Genomic DNA, 24751 nt, shown 5'->3' with positions numbered 1-24751 from the left:
AAAGAGTTGCACCGCAATATTGTGAAATTTGTCAGTAACGTGGCTAGTCCGTGCCCAACATCTGAGATTTGATGATCACGGTCACCTCGTGGCTCCCGTGTGCCCGCACCACACACCCGGAGGCGTGCTTGATCATCTTCGTCAGCGGTTTCAACCGCAGTGGCACGACCGTGCTGCTCGAGGCGGTCGCCGCCGCGTCCGGGGGCGAGCCGTTCACCGTCGGCGACCTCATCCGGCACGGCTCGCCGGGGCTGTCGGCGCGGCTCGACGCGCTCGTCAGCGCGCCCGAGCCGGTGGACCGGGGCGTGGACGCCAGGCCCGTCACCGACGCCACGCCCGAGGAGTACGGGTGGCTGCTCGTCGACCAGAAGGCCGCCCCGCTGCTCACCTCGCGGTTCCACGCGCGCGGGGCCGGGCTGCTGCGCAGGGTCGCCGGGGAGATCGAGGAGCGCTCCGGCGTCGCGGTGCTGAAGAACCCGTCGGACACCGGGCGCGAAGCGCTGCTGCTCGACGCCTTCCCGGACGCGCGCGTCATCCTCACCCGGCGTCCCCTTGCGGGCATCCACGGCTCGTCGGACCGGGCGCTCGCACGCGGGGCCCGCAGCACCGCGTACGGGATGGCGCTCACCGACAACAGCGCGCTCGTACGGTTCGCCGTACACGTGCAGCTCACCCGGCCGGGAGCGGCGCTGCTCTCCCTCTTCAACCGCTGGAACCTGCGGCTTCGGGTCTTCGGGATGCTCCGGGCCACCGCGCGGCTGCCCCTCGAACGCGTGGCCTTCCTCGACTACGAGGAGCTCGTACACGACCCGTCTGCCGCCGCGTTCTGGGCGTCGCACGTCATCGACCCGGACAGGCTCGCCAAGGAGTTCACCAGGTCGCACTCGTTCCCCGGCAACCCGAGTCCCGCGTCCTCCCGGCTCGACAGTTACCTCGATGAGCGGTGGGCGCGGCTGTGGCGGGCGGGGCGGAGCCGTCAGCAGGCGCTGGGGATTCTTCCCGCGTCCTAGGCGGCGAAAGCGCGCGCGCCCCTGCGGGCCGCCCAGAGCGTCACGGAGGCGGTTCCGGCGAGCAGGCAGAGCGCGCCGGACGGGCCCGGCGTCGCGGCCAGGAGGGCGATGACGGTGAGCGCGATCGGGCCGCCGGCGTGCCAGGAGACGATCTGGAACAGCGCGGTGTTGCCGAAGGGGGTGTCGAAGCCGGTCGTCGCCGACGCGGGCAGGAAGCCGCGGTAGGCCCCGGCGAGTGCGGTCGCGGTGGCGGCGGGCAGGAGCACGGCGACGGCGGCCAGCGCGGCGGGGGCCGCGCCGAGGGGCGCGAGGGCCAGGGCGGCGACGGTGGTGATGGCCGCCATGACGGCCAGGGGCGTCATGCCGAAGGCGAGCGCCAGGGCGGTCGGGGGCAGCGGGAGGTAGCGGGTGCGGCCGGGGTCGGCGGCGCAGGCGCGCGCGCCCTCGACCAGGGCGGAGACCGCGAGGTAGAGCAGGGCGCAGGAGGCGGCGAGGGCGGTGCGGCCCGGCAGCTGGGCGGCGAGGAGGGCGAGGACGGTCAGGACGGCCGACCTGAGCGGGCGGTCGGCGTCGCGGAGCAGGGAGACCGCGTCGCGCCAGGCGGGCGTCAGCGCGCGGTGCGAGGGCATCGGGAGGGTGGACGAAGGGGAGAAATCGGCTTTCGCGGCCTGGGTTGTTCCGGAGGCCCAGGCCGGGTCGACGAGCCACAGGCCCGTCTTGAGGCCGCCGGTCGTCTCCGCGCCGCGTCTCAACTCGGCGAAGGTGAGGGAGGTAAGACGACGGGAGGCCAGTGCGAGAGTGACGGCGGTCACGACGGCGAGGGCGGTCAGCGCGGCCCAGACATAAGGGCCGCCGACGAACGCCTGGGCGGCCCATCCCCACGGGCCCGTCCAGAGCACCGCCGACGCGCCGGGCACGCCGCGCCAGGCGAGGGCGGCCGCGCCGCCCAGGAGCACGAGCAGGCCCGCGTACCAGGACCGTCTTAGCCGGTGCGCGCCCAGCGCCCTGAGCGCGGCGCTCAGGGCACCGAGGAGCGCGCCCGCGAGCGCGCTTGAGGCGATCGTGCTTGCCGGGGTTATCGGGAGCGGCAGTACGGTCCGCCAGAGGACGAACAAGAGAGCGACGCAGATCACGGCCCCCGCAGCCGCGCGTAGGGCGACGCCCTTGGTGAACGCGGTGCCGAGCACGTTCTCCCAGCGGACGGGCGACGGAAGGACCCAGTCGATGACCGCCGCGTCGAGGGAGACCGCGCCGCGCGTCAGGCCCTCGCGGATCGAGGCCCACAGCGCGGCAAGGGCCGTCAGGGCTACGGCGAAGGGCACGAGCACGACGGCTCGGCCGGGGCTCGCGCCGCCTTGCAGGGCGTCCTGGACCGTCGTCCATACCAGCGGGCTTGCGACGGCTGCGGCGAGGACGCCTAGGTAGAGCTTGTAGAGGACGTCTTTGCGGCCTCTCCTACGGGATGTGCGCAGGAGGGCGAGGACTGCCCGCGTGTCGTCGGCGAGGGCGGTCATCACGGCTCCGCCGGGTCGAGGTCGACGGTGCGGGAGGCCGCGGCGAGCAGCTCGGGGCTGTGCGTGGCGGCCAGGACGGCCGTGCCGGAGTTCCTGCGCTCGGTGAGGGTCTCGGCGAGCCAGGCGCGGGCGCGGGCGTCAAGATGGCGTTCCGGCTCGTCGAGGAGCAGGAGGCGGGTCTGCTCGGGGATCAGGACCGCCGCGAGGCCGAGGAGCTGGCGCAGGCCGCGGCTCAGCTTGTACGGGCTGACGTCGGCGTGGTCGGCGAGGCGGCACGCGTCGAGCGCCCAGTCCACCCTCGCCGCCGCGCGGTCGCGCAGGCCGTGGCCGACCGCGACGAGCGTCAGATGCTCGCGGACGGTCAGCTCCGGGAAGGCGCTGACGTCGTCCAGGACGCCCACGCGGGCGCGGAACCACAGCTCGGCTCTGCGCGGCGTACGCCCCCATACGGCGACGCCGCCTTCGTCGGGAGCCTCCTCCCCGCACACAAGTCGCAGAACCGTCGACTTGCCCGAGCCGTTCCCGCCGCGCAGGACGACCAGCTCGCCCTCCCCGACCGCGAACCCGACGGGCCCGACCCGTCGTCCGCCGCCGAAGTCCCGCACCAGCCCGTCCGCCGTCACCACACCCATCCGCCCATCTCACCACCCAACGCCCGTAACGGAACCCCGCCCAGGTCAGCGCCGGAAATATCCCGGACCCGACCGTCGTTGACGGCCGGTGAGAGGAGGCACGATGAGGATCGTTCCCGTTTTCCCGGGCGCAGGGTCCGCGGCCGACCGCTGGGACCAGGCGAACCTGTTCTTCGACGCCAAGGACTACCGCACGGCCGTCGACCTGCTCGTGCCGCTGGTAGAGGAGTTCCCCTCCCAGACCGGTACGCGCCTGCTCCTGGCCCGCGCCTACTACCACTCCGCCCAACTCACCCGCGCCGAGGCAGAACTACGGCACATCCTCGACCTAGACCCGGCCGACGCCTACGCCCACCTCCTCCTGGGCCGCACCCTCGAACGCCAGAACAAAGACACCGAAGCCACCCCCCACCTACGCATCGCCGAACTCTGGGGCCTCTAACCCCCCTCCCCCGCAGTCCCTTCGGGACTGCGGGGGAGGTCTACGGGCGCTCTGGCGTCGGAGTCAGGGGCCCGGAGTCTCCAGCCCCTACGCCCCTGCGGCCCCGACGGGCCGAGCCTGGTGCGCGGGCATGTCCCGGAGGGACTCGGGCCTACCCATGCGATCCCGTCCCGGAGGGACCTCGCTTTCCCCGCAGTCCCGAAGGGACTGCGGGGAAGTATTTGGGGTTTGGGGGTGGTCAGGTGCCTGGGGTTGTCAGGGGGATCGAGATCTTTGCTTCCAGGTCGACTGTGCCCGCGGAGCGCTGCCAGTCGAAGAGTCCCGTGATCGGGATGATCTGGAGTACCAGGTCGGAGTTCGGGGTGAGGGTGTGGGCGATCGCCTCGAGGTCGCGGGTGACGGTGCGGTGGCGGCCGTCCAGGACGACGGGCAGGGGCGTCGCCTGGTTGCCGACGACCCGGCCGGTCTTGCGGTCCACGATCTGTGCGAAGAGCGCGGTCTTCGCCCGCTTGGCCTTGCCCTTGTAGTGCACGGTCAGCTTCGGCGACCCGACCGTCTGCGCCCATCCCGACGGCGCGGGGATCGGCACGTTCACCGCCTTCTTCGCGGGCTCGGCGACCATCACGTACGACGGGAACGGCAGCCCGCTCTGTGACTTCTCCTGCTCGCGCGTCAGGTAGGGGAAGACGTCGGCGCGGGAGAACGCCAAGGAACCCGTCCCGCGCGCGTCGAGGGATCCGGCCGGGGGCAGCGGGTAAGACGGCGCTCCCCGGTAGACCCCGTACTGGTCGATGTACTCGAAGCCCGGCCCTGTGTCGGCCTTGCGGTTGCCGCGCAGATACCTGTCGAACCAGGCGAGGGTTGCCTTCTCCAGGTGGTCCGCAGGGCCCGCGCCGGTGGCGCAGCGGCCGTGCCCGCCGCAGAACCAGATCATCTTCGCAGGCGCGCCATTGGCCTTGACCGTCCGGTAGGTCGCGACGCCCTCGCGAAGGGTGAACAACGTGTCGACCGTGCCCTGGAGCACGAGCGTCGGGATCTTGATGCGCTGCACGAGGTGGTCGGGGCCGTGCTGACGGAACCAGCGTTCGACGTCGTCGGGGATCTGGCCGCTCGCCAGCCCGGTGACGCAGCCCTTCTGGACCTGCCACGCGAGCTTGTTCCCGTTGAGGAACCCTCCGGTGCACAGCAGGGTCCCCCAACCGGCGCGGAAGATGCCGTCCGTGTAGAGGGTGTCCACGAGGCTGTTGAACGCGATGCTGGGCACGATCGCGTCTACGCGGCCGTCCAAGCCAGCCGTAACGAGCTGGATAGCGCCGCCGTACGAGCCGCCAGCCATGCCGAGCCTGGGGTCGCCCTTCTTGTCCAGGCGTACCTCGGGCTGCTTGGCGATCCACGTGATGAGCCGCTTCATGTCGCGTCCCTCGACGCGCGGGTCGTCGACGTTGGCGGCGCCCTCGGAGCCGAACCCCCTGGCGTTCCACGTGACGACGTTGTATCCGGCCTTCAGGAGGTAGCCGAGCTGCCCCTCCTTGCGTGCCGTCTCCCCGCGTCCGGCCCATCCGTGGCCGAGCATGACGACGGGACGGCGTTCGCCCTTCTTCAGTCCCGGCGCGCGGAAGAAGTGGGTGGTGATGCGGACGCCGTCAAAGCTGCGGATCTTGACGGTGCGCTGCGCCGGTGCGGCGTGCGCGGGGGCGGCGGGGACGAGCGCGGCCGCGGCGAGCACCGCCGCCACGGCCGCCGCGAAACGACGGGTCATACCTGCTCCAAGGGGGTGGGAGAGCGCGCGCCAGAAGGCGCCGACCGGCCCCCCGACCCGATCCTTACCCGAGAGTAGGGATCTTCCGCCGCCCGTTCAAGAGCCCCCAAACCACCCCTTTCTGACACACAGGGCACAGCACGCCCCCTCCGATAAGGTCTGCCGCGTGACCGATCGCTCCACGTACGCACCGTTCGTCTTCTTTGAGTACGACCACAGGCCCGGCACGTACTGCCTCATGCTCAGCGACGACTGCATGGCCGAGACCGCACCCGTCTTCAAGGAGTGCGACCGCGAGAGCGACGGCCAGGGCTGGAACGGCGTGGCCCGCTCGACGCTCGAATCACGCTCCCCCGACCTCATCCCCCTCATCACGCTGGAGTCCGAGCCGGCCATGTTCGTCGCCTCCTCCGCCGACCCCTTCGCCCTCCAGACCCTCGCCCGCTACCTCCAGGAAGCCTTCCAGACCCCGCCCATCCTCCGCGCCCTCCTCAAGACCGCGGCCCCCTCCTGGTTCGCCTGAGCGCCTGCGGCGTCACAGGTCGAGGACGTGCGGGAGGCCGCGCGCGAAGCGGGCGGCGTCGAGGCGTTTGAGCGCGTCGAGCTGCGGCGGTTGGTAGAGCGGCCAGACGGGCGGCGGCGCGGACGGGGACGACGCCGCGTCGAGGAGCGCCGCGACGGCCGCACGGGCCGACTCGTTCGCCGACTCCATCGTCGCGAGGTCGGTGTGCGTGCGCAGGTAGTCGCCCGCGAGGAACAGGTTCGGGACGCCCGTACGCGCCTCGGGACGGTCCCGCCAGCTGCCGATCGTGTTGACGGTCAAAGGCTCGTCGTTGGTATTGCCGCCCGTGGCCGCGTTCCACACGATCGCGGGGTCGACGAACCACGAGTGCAGGATCGCGTCCGGCAGCACGGACGCCCCGGTGTCCTCGAGGTGCGCCTTCATCTGCGCCCAGCACTCGGCGACGACCTCGCCCGGAGAGCAGCGCTTGGCGGGCTTGCCGTACAGGACGCCGGGGGTGTCCCAGTCGGACACGTCCAAAGACAGGCAGTCGGCTACCGAGCCGTCCCCGTAGTCGGCCTTGAAGTCCCTGTCCCAGATGGCGCTCTGGAGCACGGCCGTGAGCTGCCAGGGCGAGTCCATGAAGCTGAGGAGTTCGCCGAGGCCGCGCGGGCTTTCCCGCAGGTAGAACTGGACCCCGTTCATCCAGTCGGTCCGCAGCCTGCCGACGCCCTCCAGCGCGGGGGCGCGGCGCAGCAGCTCGGGCGTCCACAACCGGACGGCGCGGTCGGGCGGCACCGCGCACACGAACCAGTCGGCCTCGATCCGGTGCCCGCCGCCCTTGGCGTCGACGGAGCGGGCTGCGCTGACGCGGCCGCCTGACAGCTCGAAGCCCTCGACGGTACGCCCCAGGACGAACCGGACGCCGCGTGCCCTGAGGAACGCCGTCCACGGGTCGATCCACGCCTCGTTCGTGGGGGCGTTGAGCATCCTGGCGATGGCGGCGTCGCCGTCGCGGCCGAGGCCGACCGCCGACAGCAGGAACGCCTGGCCCATGTTCCCGACCGTGCGGGTGCTGGCGACCTCCTCCTTCACCGCGACGAGCCCGCGCGTCAGGAACTTCGCGACGATCGCCCGGTAATCGGGGGACTTGCCCTCGGCGCGGACGAACTCCCACCACGGCACGTCCTCCCACTGCCCGAACCTGCGCGCGTCGCTGCTGGTCAGGAACACCAGGTAACGGTTGACGAAGAACGCGACCTCGGCCGGGGGCAGCGCGCCGAGCTGCTGCGCGAGCCCGGTCAGCGTCTCGCGCAGCCACGCGGGGTCGAGCCCGCCGCCGGGGCGCGCCGAGGTCGGGGACGCCGAGGTCGGCGCGGCCTCCGGCGCGCGACAGGCGTCCTGCGGAGATGCCCACGAGGTTGTCCGCGACGTTCCCGCCGCCTCCGGTCGGGACGCGCCGCATCGTGTCGGTGACGTGCCGGTAGAAGCCGGGGAAGAACCGGAACCCGTGCTCGGCGGGCAGCGGGCCGCGGCCGCCCGAGCCCGTCCCCGGCACCGGGATGCTGCGCGCCTTGCCGCCGAGCGCCTTGCGCTCGTACACCGTGACGGCGAAGCCCCTTTCGACGAGTTCGTGCGCGGCCGCCAGCCCGGACATCCCTCCGCCCAGTACGGCGACCCGCTTACCGGGCGCGGAAACCAGCGGAACCGGAGCGAACATCAGGGCCCCGAGGCGAGGACTTGCCTACGCCCGACCGGATACCGCCCGCTCACGGGTTCACCCGACCGGCGAGAGTGCGGATGTGCTCGATGAGCCCCAGCGAGCCGGGCCCTGTGCGTCCCAGGGACTCCGGTAGCGCGAGGAGCCCTACGTCGAGAATGAACGGGTCGACCACGTGGAAGTCCACGTCCACGCCAGGCAACTCCCCGGTAAGACCCTCGGGGGTGGCCAGGAGGGACGACGGACAGGAAGCGTTCGTGGTGCCCGGGTAGGTGAACAGCCCGTGTGTCTTCCAGTCCGACAGCTTCAAGGTGGCCATGCACCCGTAGGTCTTCTCCGGGGTCGCCCTTCCGACGACCCCCTGCCACGTCCCGTCGCCCTTCACCACGCCGCCGAGCAGCGTCGCGGAGCCGTCGGGCTCATGGGACACGCCCCACTCCCAGCCCGCGTAGCGCTGGTCGACGACGTTGAAGCGGCCCCAGTTGTGGTCGTGGTAGCCGCGCCACCCGTCGACGCTTATCCGCTCGCGCGTACCGGGCGGCTTAAGCCAACCCTTCGCCTTGCTCGTCGCGACGGGCGCGCTCCAGTACATCGTCTGGCCGCCGTCGTACTCGATCGGCCCTCCGGTGACGCCGGGGACCGCCTCGGTGAACCAGATGTCGGCCTCGGCGAAGCCGCCGTGCCAGCGCAGCCGGTACATGCCGGCGTCGGCGTCATGGACGAGGCTGCCCGCGCTGCTCTCCACCACCGGGCCCGCCTTGGCCGTCACCGTGGCCGTGAGCGCCGGGACGGCCAGCTTCCGGCCCTTCTCCGGGTACCAGAAGATCAGCCCGGTCGGCACCGGCGCGGTGAACAGCATCGCGATGAACGTCCGCCTCGTGGCGGGGTCGATGACGTGCGCGTACCACCACTCGGTCAGCGAGCCAGGGTGCGGGCCGTCGTCCGACGGTTCGGCGAGCTTGCCCGGCACGAGCGTGAGGTCGGAGCGCTTGACGTCGGTGATCGGTACGCGCGGCGGAGCCGGCCTCGCCTGGCCCGGCACGAGCGCGGCGAGCAGGACGGCGGCGGCGGCGGCGGCGGTGAGGCGACGGCGTGCGGAACCCATCGGGCACCTCCTCGGGTCGCCCGTCGTCGGGGGGTGTCGGGGGGTGCGGACGGGCGCCGCTCGGAGTGTCCGTCGCGTCGGCCATACTGTCAACACTTCGTCGACACACTGTCCGACAAAGCGTCCCCGCCGGGGTTACACTGCGTCCGTGCCCTCCACCACGCGATCTCGCGCGGCCCGTGAGCGCCGCGACGAGGTGGCCCGCAGGGTCCTCGCCGCGGTCCACGCGCTGGTCGCCGACGGAACCCCCTACACCGAGCTGCCCGTGCAGCGCATCGCCGAGGCCGCCGGCGTCGCCCGCTCGACGTTCTACCTGCACTTCCCCGACAAGAGCCGCCTGCTCATCGCCCTCGCCGAGCAGGGCGGGCAGGCGATGTTCGACGCCGCCGTCGCCTGGTGGCGCGGCGACCACTCCGACGGCCCCTCCGGCGTCGAGACGGCGATGACCCGCATGCTCCAGGAGTACCGCGCCAACCGCTGGGTCCTCCTTGCGCTAAGCGAAGTGTCCGCCTACGACCCCGACGTCGCGGCCTTCTACCACGCCCGCCTCACCCGCTTCACCGAACTGACCCGGCACCGCCTGGAGTCCGACCAGGCGTCCGGCGCCGTCCCCCCCGACCTCGACCCCTCCACCACCGCGTCCGTGCTCACCTGGATGGTCGAACGCACCATCTCCATGCACTGCCGCACCCAACCCCCCGCCGCCGACCCGCCCCTCGCCCGCACCCTGGCCCGCGCCATCTGGCTCACCGTCTACGCCGCCGCCCCTGCCGTCCCGCCTCCCGGACATGCGGAAAGGCCGCCAGCGCCCCCGACGCGCTGACGGCCCGCCCGTTTGGCGGCGGCCACGGGAACGGCGTGGTGTTCCCGTGGCCGTCGGTCTACAGGGGCGGACGGCCCGGGTAGCCCGACGGGTCGGCGGGGTACGGCTCGCCCGCGAGCGGGTCGGCGGTCCGCGCCGGGCCCTCGGTGGCGGGGAACTCAGTGGCGGGGAACTCAGTGGCGGGCGGAAGGTCGCTCGCCGGGGCCGTCGGGACCGCGCCGCGCGCGTCCGGCGACGGGATCTCACCGCGCCACGCGCCGGTGGGGGTGTCGCGCGACTCGATGAAGTCCTTGAAGCGCTTCAGGTCGCCCTTCACCCTGCGCTCGACGATGTTCAGCTTGTCCGCGGCCTGCTCGGCGAACCCCTCCGGGTCGAACTCCATCTGCACCATGACGCGGGTGTTCACCGGGTCGAGCCGGTGGAACGTCACGACGCCCGCCTGCCTCGGCTCGGCGACCGACCGCCACGCGACCCGCTCGTCGGGCCGCTGCTCGGTGATCTCGGCGTCGAACTCGCGGTGCACGCCCGCGATGCTCGTCTCCCAGCGGGTCCAGGTGGGGGTGACCTGTTCGATCCGGTCGACGCCCTCCATGAACCGGGGGAACTCCTCGAACTGCGTCCACTGGTCGTAGGCCGTGCGGACGGGGACCTCGACGTCGATCGACTGCTCGATCGTGCTCATCTTTTCCCTTCCTCGCTCTCGACTTCGTGTGCCGCAACCCCTTTCCGGGTCATAACCGGGCAAACAACATCACACGTGACACGTGATGACCGTCACGTAATGTCGCGATTACGGAACCGTCCGCGACCGGCGGGTGGGGGCGTCGCGTTCGCGCAGGTCAGAGCAGGGACTCGACGACGTCGGCGGCCCGCTTCTCGCCGCCCTCAGCGCGGGCGCGTTTGGCGAGGTCGGCGCAGCGGGCGCGGACGTCGGGGTCCGCGGTGAGTTCGCGCAGCGCCTCGCGGAGGTCGGCGGGCGTCGCCGTCGCGGAGTCGAGCCGCCGCGCGACGCCGAGTTCGACAAGGCGGTCGGCGTTCGCGGGCTGGTCGACGGCCTGCGGGACGGCGATCATCGGCGTCGCGGTGTACAGGCCCTCGGCGCAGCCGCCCATCCCGGCGTGCGTCACGAACGCGTCGGCCTGCGTGAGGATCGCGAGCTGCGGTACCCACGCGTGCGCTTCCACGTTCGCAGGCAGCGGCCCCAACTCCGCGATATCGACGTACTCGCCTATCTGGAGCACCACGTGCCATCCAGGCAGGTCGCCGTACGCGCTCACACAGCGTCGGTAGAAGTCGGGCTGCCTTGTGTAGGCGGAGCCGAGCGAGATGAGCAGGACGTTGTCTACGCCGTCGGGACGGGTCCACGTACCCTGCTCGGCCCTTGTGCCGAAACAGGGTCCGACGAACGTCACCACCGACTCGTCCACCCGGTCGGCGTGCGGCTGCATCGCGCGCGGGACCGTCGCCACACAGCGCGGAGGACGGCCGCTGAAGGCGTCGGGGTCCTTGGTGGTGGCCGGGGTCGACGCAAGCCAGGCCGCGAACTTGGCGTGGTACTCCGACGCCCCGGGCAACCCCTTCAGGTAAGCGCCCACCTCCTCCTCGTAGCCCTTCCACGCCACGTAGGCGGGAGAGAGCTGGACAAGGGGACGGCCTTGCGACTCGGCCAAGACACGGGCGGCGTAACCGGCGATGTCCTGGAGGTAGAGATCGGCGGGTTGTGCGTCGTAGTAGGGAGCGATCTGGCTTAGGACGCTGACGGCGTCGTCAAGGAAGAGCTCGGAGGCGGCGATCGGGTCGTCGGGCCAGTCGTTGTCGGCCACGGGCAGCGTCGAGCGGTAGGGGACGAGTTCCGCGCCCGTCCCCCGGATCGCGTCGGCCACGGCGGGCTGCGCGGGGTCGTTGGCGTAGGTGACCCGGTGGCCGCGCGCGACGAGCTCGCGGATGATCTCGAGGCTCGGCAGCACGTGGCTGATGGCGGGAATCCCGACCATGGCGATATGGGCGTTGTGCATCGTCAGACCACTTCGTCGGTGTCTTCGCTGGTCGGTTTTCGCTAGTCGGTTTGCTCTAGTACGTCGCTGATTGTCCACCGTCGACCGGGATCGTCACCGCGTTGACGAACGACGCCTGGCCCGACAGGAGGAACGCGACGAGAGCGGCGACCTCCTCCGGTGTGCCCAGCCTGCCCGTCGGATTCGCGCCGACGAGATCCGCCGCGGCGCGCTCGGGGTCGTCCGGGTTCGTCCTGGCCAGCTCTGTTTCCAGAAGCGGTGTCCCAATCGCCCCGGGGGCTATCGCGTTGACCGTGATGCCGTACCCGGCGTACGCGACGCCGGCCTCACGCGTCAGACCGACCACGCCCTGCTTGGACGCGGCGACCGCGCCGGTTCCGTCCGCTCCTGCGGTGTTCACCACGGATCCGTGGCGCTGTGCCCGCATTTGGGCGAGTACGTACTTGAGCCCCAGGAAGACCCCGCGCAGGTTGACCGCGACCACGCGGTCGAACTCCGCGACGGAACAGTCCGCCACGGGACCCTGCCCGCCCGTTGTGCCCGCGTTGTTGAAGAACGCGTCGATACGGCCGAAGGTCTTGACCGTCTCGGTGACGTACCTTTCGACGTCGCGCTCCCTGGCCACGTCCGCGACGATCCGCACCACGTCGGTGTTCGACGCCGACGCCACCACCGCGTCGGCCGTGCCGTCGAGCCCGTCGGCGTCGAGGTCCACGAGGACCAGCCGCGCGCCCTCGCCCGCCACCCGCACCGCGGTGGCCCGCCCGATCCCCGAACCGGCCCCGGTGACCAGCACCACCCTGTCCGCGAACCTCATCGCGCCCTTCCCCTCGCCCTCCCCTCTCCTCCCCCGTCCGGCTTCACGCGGCCCTCACGAATCGGTAAGTACGCGACAGATCGGTGCACCGTCCTGACGGCGGACGCGCGGGAGAATCCCGGCCGCGTCGGGACGCCTGGCCCATGGCGGGGTGTCGGGGCGGGACGGACGATCGCCGTGGCGGCGGGCTTCTCCGGGCGGGAGTGTCGGCTCACCCGGAGAAGCCCGTCCGTCCCGGGCCATGAACTTCGTACCGTTTAGCGGTAGTTCACGAACTGGAGGGCCACGTCGAGGTCCTCCTTGCCCTTCAGGAGCGCGATGACCTCCTGGAGTTCGTCGCGCTTCTTGGAGCTGACGCGCAGCTCGTCGCCCTGGATCTGCGCCTTGACGCCCTTGGGCCCCTCCTCGCGAATGATCTTGCCGATCTTCTTCGCGTTCTCCTGCGAGATCCCCTCCTTGAGGTTCACCCCGATCTTGTAGATCTTCCCGGACGCCTTCGGCTCGCCCGCGTCGAGGATCTTCAGCGACAGACCGCGCTTGATCAGCTTCTCCTTGAACACGTCGAGGACGGCGAGTGCCCGCTCCTCGCTGTTCGCCTGGATCTCGATCGCCTCGCCCGACCAGCGGATCCCCGCGTCGACGTTCCGGAAGTCGAACCGGTTCGCCACCTCCTTGGCCGCCTGGTTCAGCGCGTTATCCGTCTCCTGCTTGTCCAGCTTCGACACGATGTCGAACGAACTCTCCCCAGCCAAACCGAACTCCTCACCTTCACAACCCTGATCCCCCAAGTCTCTCAGCCCCCGCCCCCTCCCCCACCCCCAAAACCCGTGTCACGACCACTCCCCTCATCCGCTAGTATTTCTGACGTCGCAAGCGACCCACGGCGGTTTGCCCGAGTGGCCAAAGGGAGCAGACTGTAAATCTGTCGGCACAGCCTACGGTGGTTCGAACCCACCAGCCGCCACGCAAGCGAAAAGGGCCCCTGACCAGGCAATCTGGTCAGGGGCCCTTCCTGTTCGAGATCTCGGCGGTCCACGGTCATCACCGGCTTCTCAAGGCTCCTGGTGGTTATGGGGTGGTTAAGAATCCAGACACTCCGCTCCGCCAGTGATCACTCGCGGGTACAGCGACGTGACACGTTCGTCGTCGCGGGCTTCTTCGGTTGCGCCCCTGCCGGGCACGGGATGGGGAGGCCGGCGCCGTGTACAACGTCGACGGCGGCACCGCGCTCACGAACCGGGAGCTCACGTCGCTGCTCCTCGAGGTGTGCGGCGCGACCTGGGACCGGGTGCGCCGGGTGCCAGACCGCAAGGGGCATGACCGCCGCTACTCCCTGGACGCCTCCCTGATCCGGTCGGAACTCGGTTACCGCCCGCGTATCGCCTTCGAGGAGGGGCTCCGCGAGACGGTGGCCTGGTACCGCGAGAACCGCGCCTGGTGGAGCAGGTTCAAACCCGCCGCGGCCCCGTCCGGCCGGGCCGGAGCACCTCTCCTGCCCTGAGCAGAGCGACGGCCCTGGAACCGATCCTGAACGACGACGAGGGGCGGACGCCGCCCTGGGGGACCGCCCTCCCCCGAACGGCGACGGCCAGCACGGCCTCGTCCGGGAGCACGGAGGCCAGGGAGCGCGCCATTCCCTCCACGCCTTCCCCAGCATGCGGCCCCGACCAGTCCGTCTGCTCGCCGTAGGGGACATCGGTGATCACGATGTCCGGCGTCCTCTCGGCGACGACGGCCGCGAGCCGGTCGGGGTCGAACACATCGGCCCGGCTCACGGAATGGGGCAGGTCGCCGCCGCGCGCCTTCAGCTCGCGTGCGATCCGCTCGGCCGCCTCGGCGGCTTCGGCGTAGGACGTCTTGCCGAACCGCTCGGCGCGCTCCAGCTGCTCGGCGGCCCGCGCCTTCAGGGGTTCCTGACCGAGGAGGGCGAGGTTGCGGCTTGCGATGCGCACCGCCTCGGGGTCGAAGTCCGAGGCCACCAGCGCGGCGAGGTCGGTGCGGTGCAGGACGCCCAGCACGGAGAGCAGGTAACCGCTGCCGCAGCACGGATCCCAGAGCACAACCGGCTCGCCGGCGCCGCGCAGCGCGAGCGCCCGCTGGAACGTCTCGCTTGCCAGCCGGACGGGGAAGCCGGGCGCGGAGTGGAACACCGACCCGCCGGCCAGGTAGGCGTAGTCCCTGCGGGTGGTGGCGTACTTGTAAGCCATTCCCCCCGGTCTGCGGCCGTGGGACAAGCCTATCGGGAGTCCATGCCCTGCCGTTCGCCCGAACGGCCTCAACCTCAGACCGATAGACCTTGCTCACGCCCGAGACTCGAATCGTCGCCGTGTCTTCAAGCGAACGCGTCACCAGCCGCCGTTCATCTTCCACAACCCGACCTCGTCACTCTTCAGCGTCGACACATTGTCGCCGTTGCTACTCTCGGCCATGTCCTGCTTGTCACCCGAGCCATTGTGCGATTCCGAGCCCGTGGGTGAGGAGTCCGCCAAACATGCACCGTCATGTTGGAGCAGCACTTTCAGTAGATTCCATAAGGAGTCATAAATACAACCGATTAATTCTTCGCCAGATTTCATCACCACTACACCCTGCACACCCAGATCGACCACTCCCCCGACATTATTCGCTGTGGAGCTGACTACGCTTCTTCGTCAAGGCCGACCAGCTCGGGGGGCGGGGTCAGGTGGGGGAGGGTGAAGAGGGTGGAGAGGCGGGTGATCGCGGTGGGGACGGGGCGGTAGTAGACCCAGGTGCCGCGGCGGTCGCCGGTGATCAGGCCGGCCTGGCGCAGGACCTTGAGGTGGTGGGAGATCGTCGGGGCGGACACGTCGAACGGGGTGGTGAGGTCGCAGACGCAGACCTCGCCGCCCTCGCTGGCGGCGATCAGGTTCAGCAGCCGCAGGCGCACGGGGTCGGACAGCGCCTTGAACACGCGCGCCAGCTCGGCGGCCTCGTCCTCGTCCAGGATCGGGCCGCTCAGCGGGGCGCAGCACGACGCGGCCGTGACGTCTTCCAGCTCCAGGAACTTCGACATGCTTCTAATTTGACATCCATCTATCCAGAAAGACAAACTCGGAGCTACTTAGATGAACTTCGAATCAGGAGACGGTCATGACCGATCCCGCGGTACCCGTCGGCTGCTGTGGCGTCAGTGCGTGCTGTACCGACGCCGAGCAGGCCCTTGACCCCACCGTCACCGTCATCCAGGCCAAGACCGACGCCGGGTGCGGATGCGTTGCCGATTCCGCGCCGGGTGACGACCTGCCGGTCGTCGTCATCGGGGCCGGGCCCGTCGGGCTCGCCGCCGCCGCGCATCTCGCCGAGCGGGGGCTCGACTTCCTCGTCCTTGAGGCTGGGGGGACGGTCGGCGCGGCCGTCGCCGAGTGGGGGCATGTGCGGCTGTTCTCGCCGTGGCGGTACGACGTCGACGCCGCCGCAAGCCGTCTGCTCGAGGGCGAAGGCTGGATTGCGCCTGAACCGGAGGCGCTGCCGACCGGCGCTGAGCTCGTCCGGGACTACCTTGCGCCACTCGCCGCAGTCCCCGCCCTCGCTGGACGGATCCGCACGGGGGCGCGGGTCCTGGCCGTCACCCGTCAGGGCGTCGACGCCACCCGCACGATCGGCCGCGACGAGCGTCCGCTGCTGGTGCGCGTCCGCGACGCTGACGGGACCGTCCGGGATCTGGCGGCCCGCGCCGTCATCGACGCCTCGGGCACCTGGGGACAGCGCAACCCGCTCGGCCACTCCGGCCTGCCCGCCCCCGGCGAGGACGAGACGGCGTCGCGTATCACCGGCCCGCTGCCCGACGTGCTCGGCCGCGACCGCGCACGGTTCGCCGGGCAGCACACCCTCGTCGTCGGGATGGGCCACTCGGCCGCCAACACGCTGCTCGCGCTGGCGGAACTCGCCGCTCAGGAGCCCGGCACCCGGATCACCTGGGCGGTGCGCGGCGCGTCCGTCGCCCGGCTGTACGGCGGCGGCGACGCCGACGACCTGCCCGCGCGCGGCGCGCTCGGCACCCGGCTGAAGGCGGCGGTCGACGGCGGCGCGATCGAACTCGTCCGCTCGTTCACCATCACCGGCATCGGCGGCGGCGCGCCGGTGGCCGTCACCGGCTCGACCCCGGACGGACCCCGGACCCTGACGGCCGATCTCATCGTCGCCGCCACCGGTTTCCGCCCCGACCTGGCCATGCTCCGCGAGGTGCGCACCGCCCTCGACCCCGCCACCGAGGCCCCCGTCGGCATCGCGGAGATGATCGACCCTAATTTCCACTCCTGCGGCACCGTCCCCCCGCACGGCGAACGCCACCTCGCCCACCCGGAGACCGGCTTCTACATCGTCGGCGTGAAGAGTTACGGCCGTGCCCCGACGTTCCTGCTGGCCACCGGCTACGAGCAGGTCCGCTCCGTCGTCGCCGCGCTCGCCGGGGACCGCGAGGCCGCCGACGCCGTCCATCTCGACCTGCCCGCGACTGGAGTCTGCGCCACCAGCCTCATCACCGAGGACCTCCTCCCCGGCGCGGACACCGGATGCGGCACCCCACGCGCCCCCGAACCCGACTCCTGCTGTGGCGGCGCTCCGCACCCGACCCGTCCGGAGCACATCTCATGAGCTACCTGCTGCGTCCCATGCGCGCTGACGACGCCGACGAGGTCCTCACCATCTACCAGGCGGGTCTCGACAGCGGACAAGCCAGCTTCGAAACCCGGGCCCCGGACTGGGCCGCCTTCGACACCGGCAGACTCCCCGACCACCGGCACGTAGCGGCCGGTCCCGACGGAAGCGTCCTCGGCTGGATCGCCGTCAGCGCGACGTCCGCGCGTCCCGCCTACGCGGGCGTCGTCGAGCACTCCGTCTACATTCGCCCCGACGCCCAAGGCCAGGGCGTCGGCACCGCGCTCCTGGCGGCCGTGATCGCCTCCACCGAAGCCGTCGGCATCTGGACCATCCAGTCCGGCGTCTTTCCCGAGAACACCGCGAGCCTCGCTCTGCACGAGCGCGCGGGATTCCGCCGCATCGGCACCCGACAGCGCATCGCCCGCCACCACGGCCGCTGGCGCGACGTGATCCTGCTCGAACGCCGCAGCCCCACCATCACCTGAATAAACAACTCGTTCAAGGACCGATCGGCGGCGAGCATAGACGTTGTCGGACGCGAGGTCGCTCTACCTCCTCCCCTTTTGCGTTCCCTGCCCACCCTGCTCCCAGCCGCTAACGAGAACCGTTACCCCGTCCCTGGCCCCTCGTAAATCCCCCGGCCACGACCCTCGGCCCCCAGCCATCCCGTTAATCCCCTACAGAGCCTGGACGTTCTCCCGATCCAAACGCTACTTGACAGAGGCACCACTCTCGCGTTTGCGTCCTGGCCTTGGTGTCAATTCTGACAAGACCATGTGGACATGGGATACGAGCTCATGGCAAGGTTCTGTTGGTCTCGCCGACGCCTTCGCCGACAAGCTCGCGGGAGCGAAGACCGGAGAGCTCCGGGGGGCTGAAGATCGGTCGGCTGCCCGACGCCCCGGCACCGGGGGTCAGGGACGCGATCCTGGGCATTCCCGGGGAACAGCGGCTGCTGGGCCAGGCGTCGGAGGAACTCGTTCTCCGATGTATGAGACAGGCGGGGCAGCCCTACGTGAAACTGCCCCTGAGCGCCGATCCTCCCGCGTTCGAAATCCGGTACGGAATCACCGAGGAGGCCGCGCGGCGCAAGGGCTACGAGATCAGAAAACGTACCGCGCCGCCTGACCCCTCACCCCTGGACGCGCTTCTCAAGAAGATGTCCCCGGAAGCGGTGAAGAAATGGGGAGAGACCTTGGGGGGACCGGGAGGCAAGGAGGCCCCGAACGTATCGGTCACCATGCCGAATGGAGATGAGGTGGGCGCGCCGACGACAGGGTGCGATGCCGAGGCGCGGACCGCGCTATGGGGCTCGGTCGAGCATTGGCTGCTCGGCCAACGTTTCGGCAGCGATTTCCGTGAAGGTCTGATCAGCCGGGCAGAAAAGGACCCGGCGATGCGCGCCCTAAATGTCGAATGGTCGCAGTGCATGGCGGCGAAGTCCTTCGCTGATCTGGAATCCCCGGCCAAGGCGATGGACCTCGCCGCTTCATTCTATGAGAAGGGCGATGAGACCACCGCCTTCACCCGGGAAGTGGATCTCGCTATTGCGGACGCGCAATGCGAGAATGACACGGATTACGTTCGCAAAAGGCGCATCCTCGAAGACCGGTATCTGGCGGCGGGGATGGGTGGGTATGAGACGGAGATCGCTGCGACTCGGGAGCTGAATCGGGGGGCGTTGGTCCGGGCGAGAACGCTTCTCGCCTCGTGAATCGTGAAATGAGGCGGAATTCGGAAAGGGTCGGGGCGGCGGGGTCCGGGCGGCGGCGTGTCTTCGTCGCCGTCGGGTGTGCGGGGGTCGTCGCCGTTACCGGGGTGACGTGGGCGCTGGCGTCGCAGGCGAGGTCGCCGCGGCAGCTCGCGGCCCAGGCGGAACCGCCGCCGCCGTCGACGATCACGGTTCCGGTGCGGGTCGAGCGGCTCGCGCGGACGGCGCGGCTGGAGTGCGCCGCGATCCCCGCGCTCCGCTTCCCCGTGCCGGTGGCCACGCCGGACGGGTACGGCGTCCCGATCGTCACGGCGCTCCCGGTGAAGAAGGGCGCTCAGGTCCGTGAGGGCATGGTCGTCATGGCGGTGTCGGGACGGCCGGTCATCGTGCTGCGCGGCGCGCTTCCTGCGTACCGCGATCTGGCCGCGGGCGCGGAGGGTCCCGACGTGCGGCAGGTGCAGGCGTCGCTGGTGCGGCTCGGCCTGCTCGGTCCCGCGCAGGCGAGCGGGACCTTCGACGCGCGCACGCGGGAGGCGATCGTGAGGCTGTACCGGCTCAGGGGGTATCCGGCTCCGGGAGTCTCGTCAGCCCCTCCGGAGAACGGGCAAGGTGCGGGGCAAGGCGACGAGCCCGTCCAAGACGGGCAGGGTGACGGGCAGGGTGACGAGCCCGGCGCTTCCGACCGGCCGTCCGCCGCCTCGGTGACGCTGCCCAGAAGCGAGGTCATGATCGTCCCCGAGCGCGCCACACGTCTTGGCCAGCGGAAGGCGCGGGTCGGCGGCAAGGCGGCCACCGGGGCCCTGGTCCTCACCTCAGGACGCGCCGTAGTGCAGTGCCCCGTATACGACATGTCGCTGATGCCGCACCTCACCCGGGGACTGACGGCCACCGTGACGACCCCCAATGGCGCACACGTCAAGGCGACGGTCCAGCGCGCTAACGTCACGGAACCCTCCAGAGCCGAAGACGCCGCAGGTGGACAGGAGGCGGGCACCGTCTCCCTCCGGCCGTCCAAGACGGTCAAGCTCGGCGACGGGTACCGGGCCGAGATCGTCTTGGAGAGCACCGACGGAACGGGCCCGGTGGTCCCGTCATCGGCCCTGTGGTCGAGGCCGGACGGCCGCACCGTCGTGCGCGTCCGCAGAGACGGCGGCGAGGTCGAGATCGCCGTCGAGCCTGGCCTGGAGACCGAGGGCAAGGTCGCGGTCACGCCCCTGGACGGCGCGGAACTGCTGCCGTCCGACGAGGTCATCGTCACGGCCGACCCCTCAGGCAGCTGACCCATGCCCCCGATCCTTGACGTGCGTGACGTGCATCGGCTCTTCGCCTCGCCTGCGGGCACCGTCACTGCACTCACAGACGTGAACTTCCAGGTGGGCGCGGGTGAGCTTGTCGCGATCATCGGGCCGTCGGGGTCAGGGAAATCCACGCTGCTCAACATCCTCGGACTCCTCGACCGGCCTTCTTCCGGCAGCTATCTCCTGCGCGGCTCCGACACCGCCCATCTCGCCGAGCGGGAGCGGACGAGGGTCCGCGCGCAGAGCATCGGATTCGTGTTCCAGGCGTTCCACCTCGTCGCGCACAAGACCGCGTGGGCCAACGTCGCCCTCCCGCTCCTCTACACCCGCGTTCCCCACCGGGACCGGCGGCGACGGGCCGAGGAGCAGCTGCACCGGGTCGGGCTCGGCCACCGCCTCGACGCGTACCCGGCGACCCTTTCCGGCGGCGAGAAGCAGCGGGTCGCGATCGCGCGGGCGACGGTGCACGGGCCGTCGATGCTGCTGTGCGACGAGCCGACCGGCAACCTCGACTCCGAGACCTCGGCGACGGTCATGGACCTGCTCGACCGGATGGCGGGCGACGGCCTGGCCGTCGTGGTCGTCACGCACGACCCCGCCGTCGCCGCGCGGGCGGACCGGGTGCTGCGCGTGCGCGACGGCAGGCTCGCGGAGGTGACCGGCCATGGTTGATCCCCGGTCGGTCCTCGACATCGCGCGCGAATCGGTCGAAGCGATCCTCGGACGCCGGGTGCGCAGCCTCCTCACCGTGGCCGGGGTGGCGTTCGGCGTGCTCGCGCTCGTCGCCACCGTCGGGCTGACCAGCACCGCCGCCGCGCAGGTCTCGTCCCGGTTCGACGCGCTCAAGGCGACGAGGGTCACCGTCGAAGGGTTCACCGCCGACGGCCCCTCAGAGACGACCGCTGACGGGCTGCTGGCCCCACTCGTCGCGCCTGAGGCGCTGACGCGGGTCGGCGGCCTCAACGGAGTGGTGTCGGCCGGCACCGTCGCGGTCTCCCGGGACGCCCTCCCGCCCGTCAGCAAGGCCGGTGGACGGCCCTCGTCCGCCGCCGTGGAGACCGCGGTGATGGCGGTGAGCCCCGGTGCCTTTGACGCCCTCGGCGTCGAGGTCGTCCAAGGACGCGCCCTGGATCCGGTGCATGAGCGCGAGCGCCACCGGGTCGTCGTGCTCGGCGACATCGCCGCCCGGACGCTCGGCGTCGATCGGGTCGACGGCCGGTCGATCGTGTCCATCGCCGGGGTCCCCTACCTGCTGGTCGGCATAGTCACGACCCCGGATTTCGACTCGCAGGCGCCCCTGTCGGCCATCGTCCCCGCATGGGTGGCGCGTGACCCGTGGTCGCGGCTTGCGTTCGGCGACCCGTATGTCGTGATCCGCACCAAGGCCGGCGCCGCCCGGCAGGTCGGCGCGGAAGCCAAGGTGGCACTCGACCCCGACCGGCCCGGCCGGCTCGTCGCACAGGTCCCGCCGGATCCCGAGCAGCTGCGCGCGAGCGTCGAGACCGACACCCGCGCGCTGTTCCTGGCGATGGCCGCCGTCTCCCTGCTCATCGGCGCCATCGGCATCGGGAACACCACACTTGTGGCGGTTCTCGAACGCCGTCATGAGATCGGCCTGCGCCGTGCGGTGGGCGCGACCCGACGCTCGATCCTCACGCAGTTCCTGTGCGAGAGCGGAACGCTCGGTCTGCTGGGCGGCGCCGCGGGCACCCTCGCCGGGCTCGACCTCACCGTCGGCATCGCCCTCGCCAGAGACTGGACGGCCGCCATCCCGCCCTGGCTCATCCCCGCGGGCCCCTTCACCGGCCTCTGCGTCGGCCTCGCCGCAGGCGCCTACCCGGCCACCAAAGCCGCCCACCTAGAACCAGCCCAAGCCCTAACCTCCTAACCCCCCGCAGCTAGCGTGGTAATGAGGGGTGGGCGGGTTCGGCTGGCGCGAAGGGGGCCGTCGGCTCTCCCGGCGCGGATGCGGGCTTCACCGTCGCCTCCGCCGGGGACCTCCTCGCCGTGCCATCTGACACACGACAACCCACTGGTGTCTGTGGGGTCCGTTGCTCGGGGGGTATGGGGAGTTGGGAGGATGGGGGGGGGGAGGGGGTGGAGGGTGATTCGGGTTGTGGTGGCTGAGGATATGGATTTGATTCGGGGGGCGCTTGTGGCGTTGCTCGGGCTTGAGGGGGATCTTGAGGTGGTCGGTGAGGCGCGGACGGGGCGGGAGGCCGTCGAGGCGGCGGTCGGGCAGCGTGCCGACGTGGCGGTCCTCGACGTGCACATGCCGGGCGAAATGGACGGCATCGAGGCGGCCGCCGAGATCGTCGCGCGGGCTCCCGGCTGCCGGGTGCTCATGCTCACCTCGGCCGGACGGCCCGAGACGCTGCGCCGGGCGCTCGCCTCGCGCGCCGACGGGTTCGTCCTGAAGGACATCCCGCCGCAGGACCTCGCGGCCGCGATCCGCCGGGTCGCGGCGGGCGACCGGGTCGTCGACCCGCAGCTCGCCGCCGAGGCCCTCGCGCTGCGCCCGAACCCGCTGACCGACCGGGAGGCCGAGGTGCTGCGGATGGCCGCGTCCGGCGCGGACAACGACGAGATCGCCGCCGCGCTGTTCCTGTCGCGCGGCACGGTCCGCAACTACCTCGCCGCGACCGTCACGAAGCTAGGGGCCCGCAACCGCCTCGACGCCGTCCGCATCGCGACCGAGGCCGGCTGGCTGTAGCACGACGACCTCGAACCCGTCCCCCCGCACGCCCGCCCACATCTCCCCGCCCGCCGCCGCCACCCGCTCCCGCAGATGCCCCCGCCCACTCCCCACCCGCGCCACCTCTGACGCACCGCCTGCGCACGCTGTCTCTGACACGCCTGCGCGCGCTGTCTCTGACACGCCGCCTGCGCACACCGCCTCTGACGCGCCGCCTGCGCACGCGGCCCCCGAGACGCTGCCTGCGAGCGCTGTCTCTGACGCGCCTGCGCGCGCTGCCCCCGACACGTCGCCTACGCGCGGTGCTCCCGACACGCTGCCTCCGCCCGCTGACGACGTGCTGCCTGCGCGCGCCGCCTTTGCCGGGTCGTACGGCTGGGCCGTCTCTGTTGGGCTGCTTGGCGGCGTGGTTGTGCGCGGTGTCGGCGGGGTGGGGAGGTCGTTGCGGACGTGCAGGCGCGCGACCCCGCCGTCGGGGCCGGGTTCGAAGGTGAGGTCGATGCGGCAATGGAGGCCGCCGCCGTGGCGCAGGGCGTTGGTGACGGCTTCGCGTAGGACCGTGGCGAAGAGGGCGTCGACGTGGCCGGGCAGGGCGAGGCGGGCCGGGAGGCCGGGGGCGGCGACGTCGGCGGTGACGCCCGCGGCCGTCAGGATCTCGCGGGCCGAGGCGAGCTCGACGGTGAGGGACGGCGCGGCTCCGTCGTCGGGGATGGCGGCGAGGTCGGCGAGCGCGCCGCGCGCGATCCGCACGACGTCTGCGAGTTCGGCCTCCGCGCGCTCGGGGACGCGCCGGGCAAGCTCTCCCTTCACCGCGATGGCCGAGAGGCTGTAGCCGAGCAGATCGTGCACGTCGCGGAAGATCCGGCGGCGCTCCCCGGCCAGCGCGACGGCGGCGAGGTCGAGCCTGACGCGCTCAAGGCGGCCGACGAGTTCGGCGTGCAAGGCGAGTCCGTAGAACATCACGGCTATCGACAGCGCGTTGACCGTCCAATACAGGTTGTCCGCCCACGACACATCACGGACCGCCATAACAGCCGCCGTAACGCCGAGCACAACGGCCACCGAGGGGTAGGCCGCCCGGCGCGGCCATAGGACGAGCAACGCCCCCGCCCCAAGACCGACGAGCTGAGGGTAGGACGTCCCCGGCAGGAACAAGGGAGCCAGCGAAAGGACGAGCTGAAGGGGCAGCGTCCACGACGTGTGCGGAAGCCGATCTCCCGACGGCCGCGGTAGCGAGTGCCTTATCTGGAGCGCCGCCACCGCGCAGACCAACGCGAGCGCCCCGGCGAACGGAAGCGGCGCGAGTCCCTCCTGCCAGAGGAACACCACGGCGACGAACGAGAACCCGGCGTGCACCACCACGAGGACGGGGACGGCGAGGCGCGGCGCGAGTCCGGGCGGCGCGGGCCGGTCGGGCGGCGGCGGGGGCCGGCGCGCCCGGTCCGCGGCACTCCGCGCGACGGCGACCGCCTCGGCCGCCCTGCCGCGCCCCGCGAGGGCCACGATGGCGGTGAGCGCCGAGCCCAGGGCGTCGGCCAGCTCGCGGGAGCTGCGCGCGCGCTCGGCCGCGACCGTCGCCTCGGCGAGCTCGTGGCGCGCTGCGGCGAGCGCCACGCCGAGGTCGCGCAGCCGGGTCACGGCGAAGACGATGAGCCCCTGGATGAGCGCGTTCACCGCCGCGTTGACGACGGTGTACGGGTCGCCCGCGCCCAGCACGGCCGCCGCCGCGACGACGGCGCAGAACGCCGCCCAGCGCGCGGGTCCGCGCACGATCAGGAGGGCCGAGGCGGCGACGAGGCCGGGCGCGCCGGACCCCGCCCAGGGGCTCAGCAGGGCCTGGAGGACGAGCGTCAAGGGCCCGTACCGCCGCCGCCACGCGGGCACGGCGTGCGCGAGCTGGAGCAGGACGACGGCGACCCATGCCGGGCCCGGCACCGGGTCGAGCGGGTCGACCATCACCCCGGCGAGCACCATCAGCAGGACCGCCACGGCGACGCAGTCTAGCTAAATGTCCGTTTCGTGCATTCTGCATGTGCCACCGGTGCGCCTGACACTGTCGACCGCCCACCCCTCCCGGCCAGGCTTGCG

Annotated in this window: 25 protein-coding genes, 1 tRNA gene and 1 pseudogene; 13 read left to right on the top strand and 14 right to left on the bottom strand. The window is 71.4% G+C overall.

The window, feature by feature from the left end; translation table 11 throughout:
• Positions 1-128: 128 nt before the first annotated feature.
• Entirely contained in the window at positions 129-1010 is an 882-nt protein-coding gene (locus R9X44_RS01035; RefSeq protein WP_319812001.1) for a sulfotransferase, read from the top strand.
• On the opposite strand, the gene R9X44_RS01030 is transcribed toward R9X44_RS01035, so the two are convergent.
• Positions 1007-2524, bottom strand: coding sequence for a DUF6297 family protein (locus tag R9X44_RS01030; RefSeq protein ID WP_319812000.1), 1518 nt, complete (start codon positions 2522-2524; stop codon positions 1007-1009). The genes R9X44_RS01035 and R9X44_RS01030 overlap by 4 nt on opposite strands.
• Positions 2524-3156 (bottom strand): ABC transporter ATP-binding protein, encoded by a 633-nt coding sequence (locus R9X44_RS01025; protein WP_319811999.1) that lies wholly within the window; start codon positions 3154-3156, stop codon positions 2524-2526. The genes R9X44_RS01030 and R9X44_RS01025 overlap by 1 nt, the downstream gene beginning before the upstream one ends.
• A 103-nt stretch (positions 3157-3259) precedes the next feature.
• Here R9X44_RS01025 and R9X44_RS01020 point away from each other — a divergent pair, with 103 nt between their 5' ends.
• Complete coding sequence (locus R9X44_RS01020; RefSeq protein ID WP_319811998.1) at positions 3260-3598, top strand: tetratricopeptide repeat protein; 339 nt, start codon at positions 3260-3262, stop codon at positions 3596-3598.
• A 238-nt stretch (positions 3599-3836) separates the two neighbouring features.
• On the opposite strand, the gene R9X44_RS01015 is transcribed toward R9X44_RS01020, so the two are convergent.
• Positions 3837-5357, bottom strand: a complete 1521-nt coding sequence (locus R9X44_RS01015; RefSeq protein ID WP_319811997.1) for an alpha/beta hydrolase family protein — start codon at positions 5355-5357, stop codon at positions 3837-3839.
• Between the two features lie 166 nt (positions 5358-5523).
• Here R9X44_RS01015 and R9X44_RS01010 point away from each other — a divergent pair, with 166 nt between their 5' ends.
• Positions 5524-5880, top strand: coding sequence for an Imm51 family immunity protein (locus R9X44_RS01010; protein ID WP_319811996.1), 357 nt, complete (start codon positions 5524-5526; stop codon positions 5878-5880).
• A gap of 12 nt (positions 5881-5892) precedes the next feature.
• Here the strand turns inward: R9X44_RS01010 and R9X44_RS01005 are convergent, their stop codons facing one another.
• The 3 genes and pseudogenes from R9X44_RS01005 to R9X44_RS00995 all read right to left on the bottom strand — a co-directional run bounded on the left by R9X44_RS01005 (position 5893) and on the right by R9X44_RS00995 (position 8684).
• Positions 5893-7092: an FAD-dependent oxidoreductase gene (locus tag R9X44_RS01005; RefSeq protein ID WP_319811995.1), complete on the bottom strand. Its 1200-nt coding sequence runs from the start codon at positions 7090-7092 to the stop codon at positions 5893-5895.
• A gap of 235 nt (positions 7093-7327) precedes the next feature.
• Positions 7328-7579: pseudogene (locus R9X44_RS01000) on the bottom strand (FAD-dependent oxidoreductase); the annotation flags it as partial.
• A 49-nt stretch (positions 7580-7628) separates the two neighbouring features.
• On the bottom strand, positions 7629-8684 hold the full coding sequence (locus R9X44_RS00995) for a hypothetical protein (RefSeq protein WP_319811994.1): 1056 nt from the start codon (positions 8682-8684) through the stop codon (positions 7629-7631).
• 148 nt (positions 8685-8832) lie between these two features.
• Here R9X44_RS00995 and R9X44_RS00990 point away from each other — a divergent pair, with 148 nt between their 5' ends.
• Positions 8833-9507, top strand: a complete 675-nt coding sequence (locus tag R9X44_RS00990; protein ID WP_319811993.1) for a TetR/AcrR family transcriptional regulator — start codon at positions 8833-8835, stop codon at positions 9505-9507.
• Positions 9508-9565: 58 nt separating this feature from the next.
• On the opposite strand, the gene R9X44_RS00985 is transcribed toward R9X44_RS00990, so the two are convergent.
• From R9X44_RS00985 to R9X44_RS00970, 4 genes are all read right to left on the bottom strand, one after another.
• A complete protein-coding gene (locus tag R9X44_RS00985; RefSeq protein ID WP_319811992.1) occupies positions 9566-10189 on the bottom strand; it encodes an SRPBCC family protein in 624 nt (207 codons plus the stop codon).
• A gap of 157 nt (positions 10190-10346) precedes the next feature.
• The gene (locus R9X44_RS00980) at positions 10347-11522 is read right to left on the bottom strand and encodes a macrolide family glycosyltransferase (RefSeq protein ID WP_319811991.1); all 1176 of its coding nucleotides are present in this window, start codon (positions 11520-11522) and stop codon (positions 10347-10349) included.
• Positions 11523-11577: 55 nt separating this feature from the next.
• Complete coding sequence (locus R9X44_RS00975) at positions 11578-12339, bottom strand: SDR family oxidoreductase (RefSeq protein ID WP_319811990.1); 762 nt, start codon at positions 12337-12339, stop codon at positions 11578-11580.
• 257 nt (positions 12340-12596) lie between these two features.
• On the bottom strand, positions 12597-13091 hold the full coding sequence (locus R9X44_RS00970; protein WP_319811989.1) for a YajQ family cyclic di-GMP-binding protein: 495 nt from the start codon (positions 13089-13091) through the stop codon (positions 12597-12599).
• A 130-nt stretch (positions 13092-13221) separates the two neighbouring features.
• Here R9X44_RS00970 and R9X44_RS00965 point away from each other — a divergent pair.
• Together R9X44_RS00965 and R9X44_RS00960 are read left to right on the top strand one after the other, a co-directional pair.
• Positions 13222-13303: transfer RNA gene (locus R9X44_RS00965), tRNA-Tyr, on the top strand.
• Between the two features lie 237 nt (positions 13304-13540).
• Positions 13541-13840 carry a hypothetical protein gene (locus R9X44_RS00960; RefSeq protein ID WP_319811988.1) on the top strand — a complete coding sequence of 100 codons (300 nt, stop codon included), beginning with the start codon at positions 13541-13543 and terminating at the stop codon, positions 13838-13840.
• On the opposite strand, the gene R9X44_RS00955 is transcribed toward R9X44_RS00960, so the two are convergent.
• From R9X44_RS00955 to R9X44_RS00945, 3 genes are all read right to left on the bottom strand, one after another.
• Positions 13788-14546 carry an rRNA methyltransferase gene (locus tag R9X44_RS00955; RefSeq protein WP_319811987.1) on the bottom strand — a complete coding sequence of 253 codons (759 nt, stop codon included), beginning with the start codon at positions 14544-14546 and terminating at the stop codon, positions 13788-13790. The two genes, R9X44_RS00960 and R9X44_RS00955, sit on opposite strands and share 53 nt — an antisense overlap.
• Before the next feature lie 138 nt (positions 14547-14684).
• A complete protein-coding gene (locus R9X44_RS00950) occupies positions 14685-14948 on the bottom strand; it encodes a hypothetical protein (RefSeq protein ID WP_319811986.1) in 264 nt (87 codons plus the stop codon).
• Between the two features lie 29 nt (positions 14949-14977).
• On the bottom strand, positions 14978-15373 hold the full coding sequence (locus R9X44_RS00945) for a metalloregulator ArsR/SmtB family transcription factor (RefSeq protein WP_319811985.1): 396 nt from the start codon (positions 15371-15373) through the stop codon (positions 14978-14980).
• 77 nt (positions 15374-15450) lie between these two features.
• Here R9X44_RS00945 and R9X44_RS00940 point away from each other — a divergent pair, with 77 nt between their 5' ends.
• From R9X44_RS00940 to R9X44_RS00910, 7 genes are all read left to right on the top strand, one after another.
• The gene (locus tag R9X44_RS00940) at positions 15451-16953 is read left to right on the top strand and encodes an FAD-dependent oxidoreductase (RefSeq protein WP_319811984.1); all 1503 of its coding nucleotides are present in this window, start codon (positions 15451-15453) and stop codon (positions 16951-16953) included.
• Complete coding sequence (locus tag R9X44_RS00935) at positions 16950-17444, top strand: GNAT family N-acetyltransferase (RefSeq protein WP_319811983.1); 495 nt, start codon at positions 16950-16952, stop codon at positions 17442-17444. Before R9X44_RS00940 ends, R9X44_RS00935 begins: the two co-directional genes overlap by 4 nt.
• 530 nt (positions 17445-17974) lie before the next feature.
• Positions 17975-18673, top strand: a complete 699-nt coding sequence (locus R9X44_RS00930) for a hypothetical protein (protein ID WP_319811982.1) — start codon at positions 17975-17977, stop codon at positions 18671-18673.
• Positions 18674-18681: 8 nt separating this feature from the next.
• Positions 18682-19950 (top strand): hypothetical protein, encoded by a 1269-nt coding sequence (locus R9X44_RS00925; RefSeq protein ID WP_319811981.1) that lies wholly within the window; start codon positions 18682-18684, stop codon positions 19948-19950.
• A gap of 3 nt (positions 19951-19953) precedes the next feature.
• Positions 19954-20640, top strand: a complete 687-nt coding sequence (locus tag R9X44_RS00920; RefSeq protein ID WP_413774888.1) for an ABC transporter ATP-binding protein — start codon at positions 19954-19956, stop codon at positions 20638-20640.
• Positions 20633-21856 carry an ABC transporter permease gene (locus R9X44_RS00915; protein WP_319811979.1) on the top strand — a complete coding sequence of 408 codons (1224 nt, stop codon included), beginning with the start codon at positions 20633-20635 and terminating at the stop codon, positions 21854-21856. Before R9X44_RS00920 ends, R9X44_RS00915 begins: the two co-directional genes overlap by 8 nt.
• Positions 21857-22072: 216 nt before the next feature.
• Positions 22073-22681 carry a response regulator transcription factor gene (locus R9X44_RS00910; RefSeq protein WP_319811978.1) on the top strand — a complete coding sequence of 203 codons (609 nt, stop codon included), beginning with the start codon at positions 22073-22075 and terminating at the stop codon, positions 22679-22681.
• On the opposite strand, the gene R9X44_RS00905 is transcribed toward R9X44_RS00910, so the two are convergent.
• Positions 22622-24652, bottom strand: a complete 2031-nt coding sequence (locus R9X44_RS00905) for a histidine kinase (protein WP_319811977.1) — start codon at positions 24650-24652, stop codon at positions 22622-22624. The genes R9X44_RS00910 and R9X44_RS00905 overlap by 60 nt on opposite strands.
• Between the last annotated feature and the right edge of the window lie 99 nt (positions 24653-24751).

The sequence above is a fragment of the Actinocorallia sp. A-T 12471 genome (genome assembly GCF_033875155.1).
Lineage (GTDB): Bacteria > Actinomycetota > Actinomycetes > Streptosporangiales > Streptosporangiaceae > Actinocorallia.
The sequence above is the reverse complement of the archived record's forward strand: the minus strand, read 5'-3'. Positions and strand labels throughout refer to the sequence as shown.